The 11,904-nt window shown below is 60.1% G+C and carries 13 protein-coding genes, 1 tRNA gene and 1 pseudogene; 8 read left to right on the plus strand and 7 right to left on the minus strand.

The window, feature by feature from the left end; translation table 11 throughout:
• Nucleotides 1-11 precede the first annotated feature (11 nt).
• Nucleotides 12-614 carry a nitroreductase family protein gene (locus tag PSPA7_RS12640; RefSeq protein WP_003149489.1) on the minus strand — a complete coding sequence of 201 codons (603 nt, stop codon included), beginning with the start codon at nucleotides 612-614 and terminating at the stop codon, nucleotides 12-14.
• Between the two features lie 347 nt (nucleotides 615-961).
• On the opposite strand from PSPA7_RS12640, the gene PSPA7_RS12645 reads away from it, so the two are divergent.
• The 3 genes from PSPA7_RS12645 to PSPA7_RS32995 all read left to right on the plus strand — a co-directional run bounded on the left by PSPA7_RS12645 (nucleotide 962) and on the right by PSPA7_RS32995 (nucleotide 3,831).
• Nucleotides 962-2,110, plus strand: a complete 1,149-nt coding sequence (locus PSPA7_RS12645; protein WP_012075495.1) for an alkane 1-monooxygenase — start codon at nucleotides 962-964, stop codon at nucleotides 2,108-2,110.
• 114 nt (nucleotides 2,111-2,224) lie between these two features.
• Nucleotides 2,225-2,992 (plus strand): HAMP domain-containing protein, encoded by a 768-nt coding sequence (locus tag PSPA7_RS32990; protein WP_012075496.1) that lies wholly within the window; start codon nucleotides 2,225-2,227, stop codon nucleotides 2,990-2,992.
• 134 nt (nucleotides 2,993-3,126) lie between these two features.
• Nucleotides 3,127-3,831, plus strand: a complete 705-nt coding sequence (locus PSPA7_RS32995; protein WP_374119477.1) for a methyl-accepting chemotaxis protein — start codon at nucleotides 3,127-3,129, stop codon at nucleotides 3,829-3,831.
• A gap of 6 nt (nucleotides 3,832-3,837) precedes the next feature.
• Here PSPA7_RS32995 and nosR read toward each other — a convergent pair whose 3' ends face one another.
• Nucleotides 3,838-5,181, minus strand: a complete 1,344-nt coding sequence (nosR, locus tag PSPA7_RS12655; protein ID WP_003150696.1) for a response regulator c-di-GMP phosphodiesterase, NosR family — start codon at nucleotides 5,179-5,181, stop codon at nucleotides 3,838-3,840.
• Nucleotides 5,182-5,214: 33 nt separating this feature from the next.
• Between nosR and PSPA7_RS12660 the strand changes: the two genes are divergently transcribed.
• Together PSPA7_RS12660 and PSPA7_RS12665 are read left to right on the plus strand one after the other, a co-directional pair.
• On the plus strand, nucleotides 5,215-6,633 hold the full coding sequence (locus PSPA7_RS12660; RefSeq protein ID WP_079262173.1) for an ATP-binding protein: 1,419 nt from the start codon (nucleotides 5,215-5,217) through the stop codon (nucleotides 6,631-6,633).
• Between the two features lie 112 nt (nucleotides 6,634-6,745).
• Nucleotides 6,746-6,832 (plus strand) — tRNA-Leu (locus PSPA7_RS12665).
• A gap of 84 nt (nucleotides 6,833-6,916) precedes the next feature.
• Here PSPA7_RS12665 and PSPA7_RS32005 read toward each other — a convergent pair.
• The 5 genes and pseudogenes from PSPA7_RS32005 to PSPA7_RS32810 form a co-directional block, all read right to left on the minus strand.
• A pseudogene (locus PSPA7_RS32005) lies at nucleotides 6,917-7,944 on the minus strand (tyrosine-type recombinase/integrase).
• Complete coding sequence (locus PSPA7_RS12675) at nucleotides 7,945-8,157, minus strand: DUF4224 domain-containing protein (protein ID WP_003150692.1); 213 nt, start codon at nucleotides 8,155-8,157, stop codon at nucleotides 7,945-7,947.
• Between the two features lie 74 nt (nucleotides 8,158-8,231).
• Nucleotides 8,232-8,564, minus strand: coding sequence for a DUF7740 domain-containing protein (locus PSPA7_RS12680; protein WP_012075499.1), 333 nt, complete (start codon nucleotides 8,562-8,564; stop codon nucleotides 8,232-8,234).
• 165 nt (nucleotides 8,565-8,729) lie between these two features.
• Nucleotides 8,730-9,053: a hypothetical protein gene (locus tag PSPA7_RS31000; protein ID WP_058168203.1), complete on the minus strand. Its 324-nt coding sequence runs from the start codon at nucleotides 9,051-9,053 to the stop codon at nucleotides 8,730-8,732.
• A gap of 91 nt (nucleotides 9,054-9,144) precedes the next feature.
• Nucleotides 9,145-9,276, minus strand: coding sequence for a hypothetical protein (locus PSPA7_RS32810; protein WP_255286381.1), 132 nt, complete (start codon nucleotides 9,274-9,276; stop codon nucleotides 9,145-9,147).
• A gap of 198 nt (nucleotides 9,277-9,474) precedes the next feature.
• Between PSPA7_RS32810 and PSPA7_RS32010 the strand changes: the two genes are divergently transcribed.
• Genes PSPA7_RS32010 through PSPA7_RS12700 form a run of 3 tightly spaced genes read left to right on the plus strand, consistent with a single transcriptional unit; the run spans nucleotide 9,475 to nucleotide 11,877 of the window.
• Nucleotides 9,475-10,173, plus strand: a complete 699-nt coding sequence (locus PSPA7_RS32010) for a hypothetical protein (protein ID WP_138009453.1) — start codon at nucleotides 9,475-9,477, stop codon at nucleotides 10,171-10,173.
• A gap of 24 nt (nucleotides 10,174-10,197) precedes the next feature.
• Complete coding sequence (locus tag PSPA7_RS12695; protein WP_003150688.1) at nucleotides 10,198-11,202, plus strand: pesticin C-terminus-like muramidase; 1,005 nt, start codon at nucleotides 10,198-10,200, stop codon at nucleotides 11,200-11,202.
• A 12-nt stretch (nucleotides 11,203-11,214) separates the two neighbouring features.
• Nucleotides 11,215-11,877 carry a DUF3218 family protein gene (locus PSPA7_RS12700; RefSeq protein ID WP_003150685.1) on the plus strand — a complete coding sequence of 221 codons (663 nt, stop codon included), beginning with the start codon at nucleotides 11,215-11,217 and terminating at the stop codon, nucleotides 11,875-11,877.
• Nucleotides 11,878-11,904 lie beyond the last annotated feature (27 nt).

Below are 11,904 nucleotides of genomic sequence, written 5' to 3' on the forward strand. Positions count from 1 at the left end.
AGGTCAGCCGATCAGTTGCCGAAGACCTTGAAACGCTCGCTTTCGGCGATGAAGGCTTTTTCGCCCGCCGCGGCGGCGATCGAGCCGAAGGGCATCTGCGCGCGCAGTTTCCAGCTTTCCGGCAGGTTCCAGGTCTTGTGGGTCTGGGCGTCGACCAGCGGGTTGTAGTGCTGCAGGCTGGCGCCGACCTTGTGCTCGGCGAGCGCGGTCCAGACCGCGAACTGGGCCATGCCGCTGGCCTGTTCCGACCACACCGGGAAGTTGTCGGCGTACAGGGCGAACTGCTCCTGGAGCTGACGAACCACCGACTGGTCTTCGAAGAACAGCACGGTGCCGGCGCCGGCGGCGAAGGAGTCGAGCTTGGTTTCGGTGGCGGCGAAGGCGTCGGCCGGAACGATCTTCCTCAGTTCGTCCTTGGCAATGTTCCAGAACTGCTCGTGCTCGGCACCGAACAGCACGACCACTCGCGAACTCTGCGAGTTGAACGCGGAGGGGCTGTGCGCCACGGCTTCCTTGACCAGCTCGACGACTTTCTCCTGGGCGACGGGCAGTTGCTTGCCCAGGGCGTAGATGGTGCGGCGGTTCTTGATGGAGGCGAGGAATGCGTCAGACATGTGAGGCTCCTTGTTTGGAAATTGGATTGGATATTAGCGGCGGCTTCGATGAGATCAATGGGAAATAACCGGTGATTCCTATCGGCTGGTGCGATGAATGCCGGCAGCCTGCGGAAAGCCCTGCTGCCGGCCAGTGCTGGAGCGTCGGCAGGCTCATGGGGGCGGCGCATGAAAGTGGAATATCGAGAAAGTCGATGGGCATAAGGAGGTGTGCGAGCGGGACTTTTGATCCAGGTCAGTCTCCCGGTGGGTAAGAAGGGCGGCCAACCTTAAGTGATGGTGACCCGGGAGGCGGGCTCGGGGAGGGTATTGATTGTAGGATTGTCGGACAATTTATGGAGCAAACCATGTTCGAAAGGCTTTCCCCCACCACCATGCTCGCTATCAAGAAATATGCCTATTGGCTCTGGCTGCTACTGGCGCTGTCGATGCCGTTCAACTACTGGATGGCCCGGGGCAGCGAGCATCCGGCGTTCTGGGCATTTGCTCTGGTGTTCGCGGTATTCGGCGTCGGTCCGGTGCTGGACATGCTGTTCGGCCGCGATCCGGCCAATCCCGACGAGGAAACCCAGACGCCGCAATTGCTCGGCCAGGGGTACTACGTGCTGCTGACCCTGGCCACGGTGCCGGTGCTCATCGGTACGCTGGTCTGGGCCGCCGGGGTGTTCGTCGACTACCAGGGCTGGGACTGGCTCGGCCGCCTGGGCTGGATCCTGTCGATGGGTACGGTGATGGGCGCGGTCGGCATCGTCGTCGCCCACGAGCTGATCCACAAGGACTCGGCGCTGGAGCAGGCCGCCGGTGGCATCCTGCTGGCCGCGGTCTGCTACGCGGGGTTCAAGGTCGAGCATGTGCGCGGCCACCATGTGCACGTTTCCACTCCCGAGGATGCCTCCTCGGCGCGCTTCGGCCAATCGGTCTACCAGTTCCTGCCGCATGCCTACAAGTACAACTTCCTCAACGCCTGGCGCCTGGAGGCCGAGCGCCTGAAGCGCAAGGGCCTGCCGGTGCTCGGCTGGCAGAACGAACTGATCGGCTGGTACCTGCTCAGCCTGGCGCTGCTGGTCGGCTTCGGCTGGGCGTTCGGTTGGCTGGGCGTGCTGTTCTTCCTCGGCCAGGCGTTCGTCGCGGTGACCCTGCTGGAAATCATCAACTATGTCGAGCACTACGGCCTGCATCGGCGCAAGGGAGAGGACGGGCGCTACGAGCGGACCAACCATACGCATTCCTGGAACAGCAATTTCGTCTTCACCAACCTGGTCCTGTTCCACCTGCAGCGGCATTCCGACCACCACGCCTATGCCAAGCGTCCCTACCAGGTCCTGCGCCACTACGACGACAGCCCGCAGATGCCCAGCGGCTACGCCGGGATGGTGGTGCTGGCGCTGATCCCGCCGCTGTGGCGCGCGGTCATGGATCCCAAGGTCAAGGCCTACTATGCGGGCGAGGAGTACCAGCTATCGGCCGAGCAGAGCGACACTGCGGCCGCTTCCTGAGCCGGCCCCGGCGAGTCCTGCCGGTCCCGCCCGGATAGCTCTTCGTTCGGGCAGTCCCGCGTCGCGCCGGGTTGTCTATCCTTGGCTGTATCTCGGCAGGGAAAGGAGCCTGGGATGAACATTCGGCAGAGAATCATCGCAGCGGGCGCCATCAGCATCATGGCGGCCATCTTCCTTGGTGGCGTCGGCTTCTGGGGGCAGATCCGCTTGAGCAAGGCGTTGTCGGAGAACGAACTGAGCGTCAACGCCATGCGCAATCACATGGAAGGCGACATGATGCACGATGCGCTGCGCGCCGACGTGCTCGCGGCGTTCGTCGTGCAGCCCGGCGACAGCGCCGCCGGCGACCAGGTCCGGCAGGACCTGCAGGAGCACAGCCGGTGGTTCCGCAAGGTCGTCCAGCAGAACCTGGACCTGCCGCTCGACGATGCCACCCACCAGGCGCTGGTGGAACTGCAACCGGACCTGCAGGCCTACATCGGTTCCGCCGAGGGCATCGTCGAAAAGGCCTTGCGCGATCCGCTGGCGGCGCGCGCCGACCTGCCGTCGTTCGACGAGGCCTTCAAGGAACTCGAAGGGCGCAACGAAGCGCTCAGCAGCCTGATCGAGGCGCATGTCGAGCAGACACACCGCGAGCGCGAGGACAGCATGCGTTATTCGGCCTGGATGCTGGGAGGCGGGATTCTGGTCGCCTGCCTGGTCCTCGGCCAGCTCTGTCGCCAATTGTTGCGCGCCGTCCTGAAGCCGCTGCGCAAGTTGCTTTCCTCGGCCCGGGTGATCGCCCAGGGCAACCTGCAGGAGCCGATCGGCGTCGACAGCGACGACGAAGCCGGGCAGTTGCAGCGGGCGCTGGGCGAAATGCAGGAAAACCTGGGCAGATGATCACCATCATCCGTGAGGAAAGCGAGGAGCTCCACGGCACTTCCCAGGCCATCGGCCAGACCTCGCAATCCATCGTCCAGGGCGCCAGCCAGCAGGCCGACAGCGCCACCAGCATGGCGACGAGCATGGAGCAGATGATCAGCAACATCTCGCAGATCTCCGACCATGCCGACAATGCCCGGGTGATCTCGGCCAAGTCGGAGGAGCTGGCCAGCAGTGGCGGCCAGGTGATCCTCAATGTGGTGGAGGGGATGAGCCGCATCGCCGAGGTGGTCAACCAGTCCTCCAGCAGCATCACCGCCCTCGGCGAGTCGTCGGACGAGATCCATTCGATCATCCAGGTGATCAAGGGGATCGCCGAGCAGACCAACCTCCTGGCCCTGAACGCCGCCATCGAGGCGGCCCGGGCCGGAGAGGCCGGGCGCGGTTTCGCCGTGGTCGCCGACGAAGTACGTGGCCTGGCGGCGCGCACCACCCAGTCGACCCAGGAGATCACCGCGATGATCGAGCGCATCCGCGCCAGCACCGGGCAAGCGATCAGCAGCATGCAGGCCGGTGTCAGCCGGGTCAACGAAGGGGTATCGTTCGCCCGCCAGGCCGGGCTGTCGATCAACGAGATCCTCGAGGGAACTCGTCATGCCGCCTCGGTGGTGGACGAGATTTCCCAGACCATCCGCGAGCAGTCGCGCGCCAGCGACGAAATCGCCCAGCGCGTGGAGCTCATCGCCCAGCGTTCGCAGCAGAACACCCAGGCGATGCACGAGATGGCGGCCACCGCCCGGCGCCTCAACGAGGTGGCGGCAACCATGCGCTCCTCGGTCGAGCGTTTCAGGATCTGAACGCGATCAACCGGTCGACTCGGGCAGGCGCACGAACAGTGTGTAGCGCGCGCCTTCGATCGCTTCGAAGGCGATCAGCTTTTCGATCAGCGCCAGGTTGAGAACCTTGCCCGCGTTGAGCAGGAGCATTCCGTTGTTGGCGTTCAGGTTGCGCGCCAGCACCATGCCCGGCACCAGGTCGCGGGTGCCGTGGGGACTGACCTGAGGGTCGGCCAGGGTGACGTCGGCGAGGATGCTCGCGCAGACCTGGATGAACGGTTCGATCAGGTCCGGATCGTACAGCCGGCCAGCGTACTTGCGGATGTACATCAACGCTTCGTCGCGGTTCATCCGCCGCTCGAGGATCAGCCCACGCTGCAGTTCGACGAAGTCCACCGCCAGCTTGAGCAGGCGCGAGCCGAGCGGAATCGCCTCGCCCTTCAAATGGTCCGGATAGCCGCTGCCGTCCCAGTGCTCCTGGTGGTGGCGGATCAGGCGGGCGGCGTCCTGCATGGGTTCCAGCGACATCAGCAGCGATTCGCTGAGTTCCGGATAGCCGCGGAAACGGTCGCGGTCGTGATGGTAGAGCAGGTCCGAGGGCGCGCTGAGCAGGGTGTCGTTCCAGCTCAGCTTGCCGATGTTGTACAGCGCGGCGGCCATCGCCAGGTCGCGTGCGTCCGATTCGTCGACGATCCCGGTGGCGCAGCAGGCGCGGACCAGCTCGATGATCTGCTGGTTGGTCTGCTTGTCCTTGGGCAGGCGCTGGTTGACCAGCAGGGAAAAGACCTCGGTACCGACCACATAGCTGCGCTTGAGCTCCTCGTAGGCCAGGTCGAGCATGTCGGCGGTCTGCTGCAGCTCGGCGGTGCGCGCCTGCACGCGTTTCTCCAGCGTGGCGTTGAGTTGCTGCAGGCGATCGTTCTGTTCCTGGGTGAGCCGCTCCAGGCGCCGCCGCTCGCGTTCGGAGTGGAGATACTCGAGCGCCTGGCGCAGGGTCAGGAGCAATTCGTCGTCGTTCCACGGCTTGCTGAGGTAATGGTGGATGCGTCCCTCGTTGATCGCCTTGGCGATGGTCGGCAGGTCGGCATGGCCGGTGAGCAGGATCCGAATGGTCTCCGGGAAGCGGCGGTGGACTTCCGCCAGCAGGGCGGCGCCGTCCATGTTCGGCATCCGCGCATCGGAGACCACCAGGTCGACGGGACGACTGTCGAGCAGTTGCAGGGCCTGCTCGCCGCTTTCCGCCAGCAGCAGGTCGTAGGGCTGGTTGCGCAGCAGGCGCCGCAGGCTGCTGAGGATCAACGGTTCGTCGTCGACCAGCAGGACGCTGAAGCGGATCTCCGTCTCGCTGGAAGGAGGTGCGCTATCGTTCATGAGTGTCTGTCCACCGGATAAGGTCATGCCTGAATGTTTCAGGCAAGCATAGTCCTACTCCGGTCCGGGCGACGGCACGCAGGAGAGCCGTGCGGGCGGCCGGAGGAGCGGATCATGGAGACGTTACCCATCAGGAACCGGCGTCTGCTGGTGGTCGAGGAGCTCCAGGTGGAACGCGACCGCTTGTGCGCGGCGCTCGCCGGCGACTACGAGGTGGATGCCGTGGCCAGCGGCGAGGACGCGCCGGCCCGGGTACGTGCGGCGCTGGACGTCGACCAGCCTTATGCGGTGGCTTTCCTGGGCATGTCGCTGGTGTCCGGCCGCTGCTCGCTGCCCGGGCTGCTCTGGCAGCTCGATCCGCGCCTGCAACTGGTGATCTGTTCCCGCCCCGCCGAGTTCCCTCTGCTGGCCGCGCTGGCGGCGGAGGAGCGCCTGCTGCTGCTCGGCTCGCCGGCGCAAGGCGCGGAAGTGCGCCAGATGGCCGGCAACCTCTGCGCCAAGTGGAGCCTGGCGGCCTACCTGCAGTCGCAGGTGAGCCGGATGGAACGGGATATCCAGCGGATCACCGACGAGATCGGGCGGGCCAGGGACGCGCTGCGGAAGGAGATCGGCGAACGCCAGGAACTGGAGAGCCAGCTGGTCCAGACCGAAAAGCTGGCCTCGATCGGCCATCTGGCCGCCGGCGTCGCCCATGAGATCAACAATCCCATCAGCTACATCTCCTCCAACTACACCACCCTGGAGGATCATGTCAGGCGCTTGCTGGAAGTCCTCCAGGCCTACGAAGAGGCCCGCCCGGCGATTCGCGACCAGGCACTGGCGGACCGCCTGGAGCAACTTGGCGAGCGTGTCGAGCTGGCGTTCGTCAAGGAGGACGTCGCCGTGCTGCTGCGCGAGTCCCGCGAGGGGATAGGACGGGTGCGCAAGATCGTCCAGGACCTGAAGAACTTCTCGCGGGTCGACAGCGAGGACGACTGGCAATGGGCGAACCTGCACCAGGGAATCGAGTCGACCCTCAATATCGTCGCCAGCGAACTGAAATACCGGGCGGACGTGATCCGCGAATACGGGGAGCTGCCCGAAGTGCGGTGCTTGCCGTCGCAGATCAACCAGGTGGTGATGAACCTGGTGATGAACGCCGCCCAGGCGATGGGGCCGGAGCGGGGGCGCATCGTGATTCGCACCGGATGTGACAAGGAAAACGCCTGGATCGAGGTGGAGGACTCGGGGCAGGGCATCGCCGCCGATGTCCTTCCACGTATCTTCGACCCCTTCTTCACCACCAAGCCGGTTGGCAAGGGCACCGGCCTGGGCCTCTCGCTATCCTATGGCATCGTCCAGAAGCACGCTGGCACCATCGAGGTGCGCAGCCAGCCGGGCGTCGGTAGCGCCTTCCGCATCGTCCTGCCCCTGGAAGCGCCCGGGCACACCGGCGGAACCCGCGGAAATTAACTGTTGCGCCCGGTCAGGTAACGTAAGACAATGATTTATCTACCGTTTGGGGTGGGTCTCGGTTGGGATGCCGGTTTGGCTCTCACAGCCAGCTCACTTGAAGCGAGATCCTGCCCGGATGGCGAAATCGGTAGACGCAAGGGACTTAAAATCCCTCGGGGGCAACCCCGTGCCGGTTCGACCCCGGCTCCGGGCACCATCGTGTTTCCTGGCGTTCCGCCGATTCCGTAAGAAAATCCCTCCATATTTTCTTTCCGCAATTCCCGATCACTTCCGCAATTTTCTACTTCGCCGGCTTCACTTTCTTGCCTATCCGGTCGCGGATGTAGTGCTCGGTCATCGTTACCGTCGTGTGACCCAACTGGTCCCGGGCCTGCAGAATGTCGCCACTTGATTCGGCGGTATCGGTCCCTCCCTTGGCCCGCAGATCCCTGAACTGGAAAGCAGATTTTGGGATCCCGGCTGCATCCCTGGCCCTGTCGAAACGACCTCTGAGCATGTGATAGGTCATCGGCCGGCCGTCATCGATGACGACCAGGCGCGTCGAGCGGACGCGGTATCCAGTCTTCCTGGCCATAATCCTGTCGATCAGCAGCTTCAGTTCCCCGATCACCTCGATACGACGCTTCGCCAACGTCTTGCCTTGGCGAATTGCCAGAGTGCCGTCGCGGATATCGCGCTCATCCATCTTCAGGGTGTCGGCCACGCGCTGGGCCGTCAGGTAAGAAAGGTCCATGGCATCCTTCAGTCCCTGATCTGCCGCTTCATAGACCGCTGCATAGAGGTCATCCTCGACATACACATCACGCCCGCGCTCTCTGTTCCGTTTCACGCCTGAGCATGGGTGGCCAGTTTGGTGTAGCCCATCTCGCGCGCGTAGTTCCAGATGGCCGAAAAAAGCGAGATTTCCCGATTTGCGCGAACCGGCGCCGACCGCCGGAAGATCAGGTACTGCTTGATGTGCTTCGGCTCGATATCCCCGATGGCTGCAGGTGGGTCATCGAAGAACGCCAGCAGTTGCTTGAGCTCGCGGGCGTTGTCCTTCTGCGTTGTAGGGCTTTTCGTTGGCACGACGTCGATGAAATAGCGTTGAGCCACATAGCGAAACGTGAGCGTCTCCGCTACCTTTGCATCGGCTGTGCGCGCCCTCTCCAGGCGGGCGTATTCAGTGATCGCCAGGCCGTAGTCCGTTCCGAGGGATAGTTCCTGGCGTGGCTTGCCGCCGAGGTCGTAGTAGTAATAGATCTTGTTTCCGCGGCGTCTTTTGCGGAGCCGGGGAATGCTCCCCGGCTTGGTCGGCCGTCTTCCCATTTATCCTGCTTTCCTTGGAGTCCAGCCCGTCTTCTCGGGTTTCGCAGCCGTGGCCGGTGCCAGCAGGCTGGCGGTGATGACGCACGGCCAGTCGTTGGCCTTCACAGTGTGGCGAATGCCATTCTTTTTCAGCACCTCTATCTGCCTGGCCTTGGTGCGCGCCCCAGTCAGTTCGCACACCTCCTCGTGGGTCAAGAATGTGATGTTTTCCATGAGTTAGTGCCTCTTCCCGGCCTATAGCCGGACGCTTCCGCAGCCCTTTCCGTTGGGCCGCGGCATGGATGATTTCAGGTAGGATGCACCGGCTCACCGGTGACGGGACCAGCCTTGGCGGGCATGTGCCCCTGATCCGGTGGGCTTTCGCTGGGCGAAGGTCTGGCCGGGAATGGCGTTCCCGGCAGGATGCCCTGGGCGTCGGTGGCGCGTTGGACGATGTTGAGCGCCACTTGCAGCGCCGCCGCGTCGTCTTGCATGCGCATGAGCGCGGTCATCTTGGGCCGGTGCTCGGCACACACTTTGTCGCGAAGCTGACCGGCGGCGCGGCGAACAGCGTCGGCCGTGCCGTGGTGCTGGAGCACCAGGGCCATGACCAGTACCACGTCGACGCTGTGCATCTGCATCGTTGTGGTCCGCAGGAGTCAGCGGGGAAGGGCGATGCCTGGTTTCTGCTTTATCCGAAGCACCCCTTCTGCCATGCCGCCAGCGTGCGGAGGATCGGGAATATCTCCACCAGCCCTACCACGGCCAGGCCGAGGGCGGTGATGATGCCGAGGGCGGTCAGCGCTCTATACAGGGTCGGAGCCTCCCTCCTGCTCGCTCAGCAGGGCGCCGACTTCAGCCGCCAGGTCTTTCCCGCTCGGGTGTGCCGCTGCGAAATCGACAAGTCGCCGCAAAAGCCCCTCGCTGACCACCACATGGCCTGCGGGGACGGCTCTGGTGTTCCAGGTCTCGGCAATAAGCGGTCTCGGCTCGTCTCCACATGCGTAGCGTGCAACTCCGCTCGCGACGCATCCTTTGGATGCGCACACCGCAACTATTCCGCCGTCTTCCAACTCGACGAAACCGGCTTCTCCTCCGCAGTACGGGAAGGGTTTCAGTTCTTCAGCCATTGTCTTTTTCCATTTTCTCCGGCCAGCCCAATGGCAGCCCGTCATCCCGCGCCAGGTCCTGGACATTGATCATGGCCAGCAGGCTCTCGGCTTAGGAGTGAACGTCGTCGAGGTCCGTCGACCAGCGGTGCGGGGTGCTGTCATGGATGTTGTCCAGGGCTTCGACGATGCCGCGCAGGCGGGTGGCGCACTGCTCGAACAGTTGGTGTTGGGTAGAGGACATGGTGGTGTCTCCGGTTGCTTCGGCGCCGGCGGCCGGCAGCGGGAGCGCTTGCACGGTCCGATCCGTTGGATCGCGCGGGGCTGGGCGGGGGCAACGTGCTGCTATCTGAAGTGACAGGCTCTAAAAAACATCAAACCGAACTTTAGGTATGGTCGAGGCTATTGATTTTTTAATAAGTTAAATAAAAAAGGGGGGTGTATGAAAATCTCAAAGCATTTATTGGTTATGCTTATTTCTTATTCAGCATTAGCTGTTGCCGACTCAGAGATAAAGAGTGGGATGTATTTGCGGGTCGGTGATGGAGGGGTCTTCAATGTTTTTCTTGATAATCATGGAGAAAAGATATTTAGAATTAGGACGCTAGGTAGTAATGGGCACTCTTGCTCTCTGGGGGGAAGGGTTGATGGTTCTAGGATTATAGTGGAAGGGCCGTCATATGCAGATCGATGTGATATTGATGTAAAAAATACTGCTGGCAAAATCGAGTTGTCTAGAGGTCGGGAGAGTCTCGGGTGTAGAGACTACTGTGGACCTAGGGCTGGTTTCTATGGAAGTTACAAGCTTGCATACAGTTTGTGTGCATTTAGTTCTTACAGAAAGAGACTGTCCATGATTGAGGGCGCTTTAAGTTCGGGGGATAAAGACAAAGGGTATTTGCTCTCGAAGGAACTTTATGAGAAGTGCTCGCAGTTCATGGACTCTCTTTCGCGTATGGGGCTGATAAATAAAATATCCGCCTTGAGTTTGCAGCGGGGAGACAAGAAAACGTGTCGTAAAATGCAGGATGATGTGGGGTTCTTTGATTCTATAAAGCCTGAATACCTCCCGCAGGATGAAAGAGTAACGTATGAAGCATTACGTGATGAACATGCTAAGTTGCAGAGTGAGTGTTCGTAAGTTTTCTAAGCAGAGGGTTGCGTTATGGATGATGAAGATTTAAAAGAGCTGGAGAAGACTATATCTGATTTGCTTTCTCCGTATGGAAGTGTGGGGAAGGTAGGCGCCTCACTTGATGAATCGCCTATTACTATATATGCTAATCAAATCCCTTATTATATAAATGATACCTGGCTGGCTAACTGGAGTGTGGCTGCTCGTACAGGGATGGCTCAGTCGCTAATTGACTCTATAAATACGACTATTGGGCGGCCCATGGTCGTGTCTGATCACTATTTCAGAGGGCACGAAATTAGCATAAGAACGGTTCCTGAGACTGGTGGCAGTAATTTGATAACCATGTCTGATTTGTCGGCAAAGCTCAATTCTCAAATAAATACATTCATACAAGATAGGATTGATGAAGACAAAGAAGCAAAGGTTGCTCTAATCCAGCAGTCAATGGAGTCATTGGCTGCTGAACAAATTAATTCCGACTTTACGGCCAGGCATGAGCTTCCGGCTGGTTCTCGTCCAAACACCGTAACGATTCCTCAGGCAGGTGACTCTGCAATCACGGTCGGATATGGATTTGACTTAGGACAGCACGATGAGCAGGAACTGATTTCCATGGGGATACCGGTTTCTACCAGGGACAAGGTTCGGCCTGGTCTGGGCTTGAGTAGAACTGACCCTAATATATATTCTGCGCTTGCTTTAATCATCCCTCCATTTACCGATGATGATGGGATGGTGTTGTTCTCTACGAAACTAAATAGGGTGGCTGGCGCTGTTCGTAGCAAATTCTCTGACGTTTGGAGTGGGTTGCCTCCAGCCGTCCGGACGGTAGCGGTAGATATTTACTATCAATATGGTCAAGGAAAAGTCTTTCCTAATTTTGAGGCGGCAATAAGGCAGCATGATTGGGCTGCTGTAGTCTACGAGTTGAGAAATTGGGATGGTCATCCAAATGTGCCCGGCGACTACAGAACAAATCGCTTGAATGACAGGGCTGACTATCTTCAACAAGCTTTAGGTCTTCCGAACTAGTGGGGTGAAGATATGACTGATGCCATTAGTGCTGCGCAGGATCAAAATATTTATGTGGCGCCTGGCGCCTCGCTAACCACGCTGTACAAGGGGCTGTATAATATCTGCACCCCTGGCGCAGCATTTCCCGAGGCTGAGACGACAGAGGCTTGGGATATTCCTTTAAGGTTGCATCCAGATTTTGTTCCAGGTGGAGATGTAAATGCTGTTAACCAACAGTATGTGACGGCTCTTGCTCAGGAAACATCCAATATTTTGCTATTGGGGTTTCAGATGTCTCAAAATAAAGGTGTAGTGTGTGGCGATCTGGTTCCGCTCATTCAAAGTACTAGGGCTAATCTGGTTTCTGTGAAAGCAAAATATGGGGCAGGACTACTTGGGGTGTTAGGTCAAACGACAAATATTTTGCCTAATAGTGTCTCGATAACTCCCGGTACAGGAGGCGGTGCAACCGATAGCTCAGGCCTCCTAGTTGGCTATGGTGTGAACTTAGGGACCCTTACGGCTGCACAGCTTTCAGCAATGAATCTGCCACAAAGTATCAAGTCGCTCATCACTCCCGGAGTAGGTCTGCACTTAGGTGCTGTAAACTTCAGTGCAGTCTTCAACCAGATTCGCGATGGAGTGCGTTATGTGACGGGCATGGCTCTAACTCTGGCCTACCATGCTCTCTAGGTAATGGCCGGCTGTGCCGGCCTTCTC

It is taken from the genome of Pseudomonas paraeruginosa PA7, from assembly GCF_000017205.1.
Lineage (GTDB): Bacteria > Pseudomonadota > Gammaproteobacteria > Pseudomonadales > Pseudomonadaceae > Pseudomonas > Pseudomonas paraeruginosa.

Bases quoted from the DNA above. Each gene is read 5' to 3' on its own strand.
- PSPA7_RS12640 (WP_003149489.1), bottom strand. From the start codon at position 614: ATGTCTGACGCATTCCTCGCCTCCATCAAGAACCGCCGCACCATCTAC.
- PSPA7_RS12645 (WP_012075495.1), top strand. From the start codon at position 962: ATGTTCGAAAGGCTTTCCCCCACCACCATGCTCGCTATCAAGAAATAT.
- PSPA7_RS32990 (WP_012075496.1), top strand. From the start codon at position 2,225: ATGAACATTCGGCAGAGAATCATCGCAGCGGGCGCCATCAGCATCATG.
- PSPA7_RS32995 (WP_374119477.1), top strand. From the start codon at position 3,127: ATGATCAGCAACATCTCGCAGATCTCCGACCATGCCGACAATGCCCGG.
- nosR (WP_003150696.1), bottom strand. From the start codon at position 5,181: ATGAACGATAGCGCACCTCCTTCCAGCGAGACGGAGATCCGCTTCAGC.
- PSPA7_RS12660 (WP_079262173.1), top strand. From the start codon at position 5,215: ATGTTTCAGGCAAGCATAGTCCTACTCCGGTCCGGGCGACGGCACGCA.
- PSPA7_RS12675 (WP_003150692.1), bottom strand. From the start codon at position 8,157: ATGGAAAACATCACATTCTTGACCCACGAGGAGGTGTGCGAACTGACT.
- PSPA7_RS12680 (WP_012075499.1), bottom strand. From the start codon at position 8,564: ATGCAGATGCACAGCGTCGACGTGGTACTGGTCATGGCCCTGGTGCTC.
- PSPA7_RS31000 (WP_058168203.1), bottom strand. From the start codon at position 9,053: ATGGCTGAAGAACTGAAACCCTTCCCGTACTGCGGAGGAGAAGCCGGT.
- PSPA7_RS32810 (WP_255286381.1), bottom strand. From the start codon at position 9,276: ATGTCCTCTACCCAACACCAACTGTTCGAGCAGTGCGCCACCCGCCTG.
- PSPA7_RS32010 (WP_138009453.1), top strand. From the start codon at position 9,475: ATGAAAATCTCAAAGCATTTATTGGTTATGCTTATTTCTTATTCAGCA.
- PSPA7_RS12695 (WP_003150688.1), top strand. From the start codon at position 10,198: ATGGATGATGAAGATTTAAAAGAGCTGGAGAAGACTATATCTGATTTG.
- PSPA7_RS12700 (WP_003150685.1), top strand. From the start codon at position 11,215: ATGACTGATGCCATTAGTGCTGCGCAGGATCAAAATATTTATGTGGCG.